Origin of the sequence: Mycolicibacter senuensis (assembly GCF_003284925.1) — a bacterium.
Lineage (GTDB): Bacteria > Actinomycetota > Actinomycetes > Mycobacteriales > Mycobacteriaceae > Mycobacterium > Mycobacterium algericum_A.
In genome coordinates, this window is the sequence record NZ_QMEX01000201.1 from 1 (window position 1) to 5,136 (window position 5,136).

4 protein-coding genes are annotated in these 5,136 nt (G+C 67.2%); all 4 read right to left on the reverse strand.

All coding sequences use genetic code 11. From position 1 onward, the window contains the following. Positions 1-91: 91 nt before the first annotated feature. Genes DQP56_RS22490 through DQP56_RS22505 form a run of 4 tightly spaced genes read right to left on the reverse strand, consistent with a single transcriptional unit; the run spans position 92 to position 5,047 of the window. Positions 92-730, reverse strand: coding sequence for an Rv1363c family protein (locus tag DQP56_RS22490; RefSeq protein WP_165825115.1), 639 nt, complete (start codon positions 728-730; stop codon positions 92-94). Next, positions 727-2,319 carry an MCE family protein gene (locus tag DQP56_RS22495; RefSeq protein WP_112689196.1) on the reverse strand — a complete coding sequence of 531 codons (1,593 nt, stop codon included), beginning with the start codon at positions 2,317-2,319 and terminating at the stop codon, positions 727-729. The genes DQP56_RS22490 and DQP56_RS22495 overlap by 4 nt, the downstream gene beginning before the upstream one ends. Then, on the reverse strand, positions 2,313-3,464 hold the full coding sequence (locus DQP56_RS22500) for an MCE family protein (protein ID WP_112689198.1): 1,152 nt from the start codon (positions 3,462-3,464) through the stop codon (positions 2,313-2,315). The genes DQP56_RS22495 and DQP56_RS22500 overlap by 7 nt, the downstream gene beginning before the upstream one ends. Positions 3,465-3,481: 17 nt before the next feature. After that, a complete protein-coding gene (locus tag DQP56_RS22505) occupies positions 3,482-5,047 on the reverse strand; it encodes a virulence factor Mce family protein (RefSeq protein ID WP_112689200.1) in 1,566 nt (521 codons plus the stop codon). Between the last annotated feature and the right edge of the window lie 89 nt (positions 5,048-5,136).

Sequence of the window (5,136 nt, forward strand, 5' to 3'; positions counted from 1 at the left end):
GTGCCCGGCAGCAGGTCGATCGCCAGCGCGGCCGCGCGAGCCCGCCACCGCGCCGGTCGGGTCTTCTCGGGCGCCTCGGTTACCGCGTCGGTCACCGGGCCACCTGATCGAGTCGGCCGATCCGGTACTGGCCGTCTTCGCGGACCATCTGGGCCCGCAGCCGGTAGCCCACCTCTTTGCCCTGGGCCTCGACGTTGTCGACCTTGACGCGGAAGGCGACCAGGACGTCGACGGAGCCGTCCTCGTTGTTGCGCTCGACCGCAGCACCCATCTCGGTGAGCTCGGTGTGCACCTTGGCCGCCCGGTACGCCTGAACGAAGATCTCGCCGTACAGGCCTGCCTGGGTCCGGAACTCGCCGGCGGCGCAGTCGAGGATCTGCTGTTGGGCCAACGCCACGTCGGCGCCGTCGGGCGCCTGGGTGGCCAGCACGCAGTGCTTCGCCGCCTCGACCGCTTCGGCGTTGTCGCGCGCCATGGCCTGACTCGCGGCATGGTCACGCAGCCCCTGGTAGCCGGCGGCCACCAACCCGGCGGCCAGGACGATCAGCAACGCACAGCTGCCGAGCAGTTGGCGGCGCCCGAGGCGAGACGGCGCCGACTCGGTGTCCGCCGCGTCGGCCTGAACCGACTCCGTCGTTGCGTCGTCTGCTGCGGCGTGCTCGTCCGCGGTAACTACGGTAGCTGTGGTAGCGGCGGTGTCTGCGGTCTGCTGCTCCCCGTCCGTGCTCACTGGAACGGTGCCAGCATCCCCTTCCATGCGTCGTCTCCTATGTTGGTCGAGTTCTCGACGGAGTATTCGACGCCGTCCGGCCCCACCGCCTGGCCACTCTGTGGATTGTAGATTGCAGCGGGACCCCCACCCGGGGTGTAGACGCAAGGGTTCGGTTGCTGCCCGTTGCACTGCACGCTACCGGTACCCGGCCGGGTCAGCGGGTCGTTCAGCGGCGGCGGCGTCGGGGGCACCATATCCGCCGGTAGCGGGTTGAGGCCGTTATTGATCGACGGCGCCGGGATCACGTGGCCCGGTTCGATCGGCTGATCACAGCGCGCCCCCAGTGCCGGGCAGTTGCGGATCTGGTTCGGGTCGCCGTACCAGGGGTTGGTGCCCATCGGAATGTACGGCTTGTCGCTGCGGCAATCCTTCGGCGTCGGGGCCCGCTTGCCCGGCACGTCGACACACGGGATGTTGCGGACGCCGCGCACGTTGTTCGACGGCGTGTCCTGCGGAATCCGGCAGGAGACGTCGGGGAGGTCGGCGGGACTGGTGTCGGCGAACGCCCGCCACTCCGATGCCGGCAGGTAGCCGGTCAGACACGGCGGCGGGTAGCCCAGGCTCAGGCCCGGAATCGGGATCGGGAAAACCGGGCCCGGGAAGGCCCCGAGTGCCACGTCTATTGATGCGCGCCCCGGGAACGTCGAGCTGACCGTCTGGACGATGGAACCGGCCTGCGGCAGGAACACCAACACCTGCTCGGTGTTGCGGTTATAGCGCCTGGCCATCTCGGTCAGGATCGCCGCGTTCGCCATCATCTGCGGCAGGCTGTCCCGGGTGTCACTGAATATCGTGTGCACCTGGTCGACCAGCGGCGGCAGATCGGTGATGATGTGCTTCACCGTCTCGTCCCGGCTCGCGGCCTGGCTGCTGAGGATGTTGAGGTTGCGCGCCCACTGCGTAATCGAGTCGCTCGACTGGACCTGGCTTTCGATGATCGGGGCTGCCTTCTCGATGATGTCGTCGACATCGCCGAGGTTGGCTTTGAGATCACCGACGATGGCCTGCGTCGAGTCGACCAGGCGCTGCAGCGACGGGCCCAAGCCCCCGACGGCCGTCGCCGTCTCGTCGAGTACCGCCGAGATCTTTCCGGTCGGCAACGCAGCCAGGCCACGCTGGGCGGCGTCCAGTGCCGGCCCGATCGCCGACGGCACCGTGCCCTTGGTGATCGTCTGGCCGTTCTTCAGGTACTGGCCCGGGTTGTCCGTGGACACCAGATCCAGGTACTGCTCACCGATCGCCGACACCGAATGCACGTTCGCCGACGCGTCGGCTGGAATCTTGTAATCGTTGGAGATCTGCATCGTCGCCTGCGCGCCCGTTTCGGTCGGCTCGACCGCCGTGACTCGCCCGATGATGGTTCCGCGGTAGGTGACGTTCGCGGTCTTGTACAGGCCGCCCGCCTCGGGCAGGTTCGCCTTGAGCGTGTACTGGCCGAGCCCGGCCAGGGTCGGCAGGCGCAGGTAGTACACACCCAACACCGCCAGGGCGGCGACGGTCACGATGCTGAAGATCACCAGCTGCCGTTTGATCTGAGAGGTCAGCAATTCCGGTCAGCCCTTTCCACATACGGACCGCCGGGCGCGGTGGCGGGGTTCGGCGTGTACCGGACGTCCGGGATCATCTTCTCGGGATCGTGGCCGAAGGACTGTTCGAGCGCGCGCAGCATCCCCGAGAACCCGGTGCCGGTCAGGATCGCGTTGTCGATCGAGGCGAAGGTCAGGTCCACGACCAGCGAGGAGTTGATGAAGTCGCCTCGCACCGCCTTGAAGGCACCGTCGACGTGGTACGGCGCGGTGATCATGACCTGCAGCAGGTCCGGTATGTACGGTGACGCCTTGCGGAGTTCCCGTGCGGGGCACTGCATCGACGTCAGCACCTTGTTGAGGTCGCCGCGGATCGGCGCGATCTGCTCGTTGGTCGCCCGCCCCATCTGGCCGAGCCCGTCGATGGCGTTGATGAAGATCGCCTGCTGGGCGTTGAAGTACTTGAACAGCGGCGGGAAGTCGGTCAGCACCCGGTCGATGGCGTCGTTGTGCTCGCTGAAGTAGCCCAGCAGCCGGTTGGTGGAGTCGATGGCGTGCGTGATGTCGTCACGCTGGTCGTTGAGGGAACCGATGAACGTGTCCAGTTTGTCCAGGAACGCCCGGATCTGTTCGGCTCGGCCACCCATGATCGCGTCGAACTCGGTGGTGATGGTCTCCAGGTCGGACAACCCGCCGCGGTGCAGCAGCAGCGAGATACCGGCGAGGGTCCGCTCGATGGTCGGGAACGACGACGAGTTGTTCAGCCCGATCGTGTCGCCGTCCTTGAGTTCGCCCACCGGGTCCGGCGGCGCCGCCAACTCGATGTGCTGAGACCCCAGCAGGCTGGTCTGGCCGATCTTCGCGGTGGCGTTCCGCGGCAGGTGAACGTCCTTGTTGAGCTTGAGTTTCAGCGTGGCGACCCAGTTCTTCAACTCGATCTGGTCGACCGCGCCGACGAACACGTCGGCGACCAGCACCCGGCTGTTGCCGTTGAGCGCCAGGGTGTCCGGAACCTGCACATAGACGGTGTAGGAACCGGGGCCGCTGCCCGGACCGCCCGGAAGCGGAACGTTGGCGATACCCCGCCAATCCCGACACGAGGTCAGCGTCAGCGCCACCATCAGCAGCACCAGGGCCTGCCAGGAGCGCCGGCTGACGGTCTTCATAGCTCTTCTCCGTCTCATCAGCCTTGACCTCGCGGGGGAAGCGGTGCCACCGGCCCCGGGATCACGTTGGGTCCGGGCGGGGGCGGCGGTATCGGCTGCTGTCCCGGCGGCAGGCCGACGAACGGCAGCGGGCCGGGAGCCTCGTCGTAGGCGTTCGGCGGGCCGGGCGGGGTCTGATACTGCGACTCGATCGGCGCCGGGTCCGGGCCGCCCATCAACTGCGCCAGCGACTCGGGTGTCAACAGCCGCGCGGTGTCGTGGCCGGGCTCCACACCCTGCATTCCCGGTGCGGTGATCCAGCCCGGCTGCGAGTTCTTGTGCGACAGCGGGGTGTCCGGCACCCAGATGCCCGGCACGGTGGTGTCCTTGTATCCCGGCGGCGGCTGCAGCCGCGGCTCGGAGTACGCGATCTGCTTGGGCGTGGTGTAGGCGCTGGTCCAGATGTTGATACCGAACGGCAGGTAGTTGAACTTGATGGCGTCGGCCACGGGAGCCAGATACTCGGCGCACAGTTCGGCCGAGTCCTGGTAGCCCAGCCGGCTGCCGGCCTGGATCGCGCTACAGATGAACTGCATCGGGTTGGCGAAGTTCGGCAGCACCGGGAAGCCGGTGACGGCGCCCTGCGCGGGGTGGTAGATCTCGCCGGCGCCGGCCAGCACGTTCGGCAGCACGTGCAGCGCGGTCTCCAGGCCTTCCAGCGGGTCCGGCTGGGTGAGGGCCGTCGACACCTCTGCCAGGTTGTCGATGGTCTTGACCAGCGGTTCCTGGTTCTGGTTCAGAAACGCCCGGACGATCGTCATGGTGGCGTAGAACTGGTCGGCGGCCTTCGCGAGTTCCTGATCGGTGGTGGTCAGGTTGTTGCTGAACGTCGCCAGGTCTCGGTTGAGCTGGACGAACTGCTGGTCGTTGTGGTCGAGCGCCCGCACGAACAGCGCCAGGCTGCGCGTCACCCCGTAGAAGTCGCCGCGGCCCTTGTTCAACGCGGTCAGTGCATCCGAGAGACTGCTGAACGTCGTGTTGATCTGCTCGCCCTTGCCGGCCAGGCTGTCGGCGAAGGTCTCGATCGCCTCGCCGATCGGCCCCTTGGGCTGCTCCTTGGTCGGGCCCAGTTTGGTGATGATGTTGGTGACGTCGTTGCGCAGCGTGTCCCACTCGACCGGCACCTCGGTGCGTTCCTCGGGGATGACCGCCTTGTTGGCCAGCACCGGGCCGCCGCGATACGGCGGCTCCAGCTGAATGGTGCGCGACGCCACCAGGGTCGGGTTCAAGATGATCGCCTTGGCGTCGGCCGGCACCTTGTACTTGTTGTTGAAGTGCAGCGTGACCTTCATCTTGTCGCCGGCCGGTTCGATCTTGTCGATCGCGCCCACCCGCACACCCATGATCTGGACGGCGTCGCCGGCGTACAGCGCATCGGTCGACGGGAAGTAGGCGACCACCGTGGTGCTGTTGAGCTTGCGGAACAGCTGCAGCCCGCCGAAGCCGGCCACCAATGCCAGCACCAGCAGCGCCGAGCCCACGATGATCGTGGCACGCGACATCTGGGGCAGACGCACGTTGCGAATGTCGAAAACGGTACTCACGTCCGGCTACCTCCCTTCCAGCGAGCCGCCGCCGCCACCTGGCTGACTGTTTCCGCCTTCACCGGGGGTGATGAACGGCGCCGGCAATT

What these genes read in the sequence shown, in the direction of transcription:
- DQP56_RS22500 (WP_112689198.1), bottom strand. Translation starts at nt 3,464, where the DNA reads ATGAAGACCGTCAGCCGGCGCTCCTGGCAGGCCCTGGTGCTGCTGATG.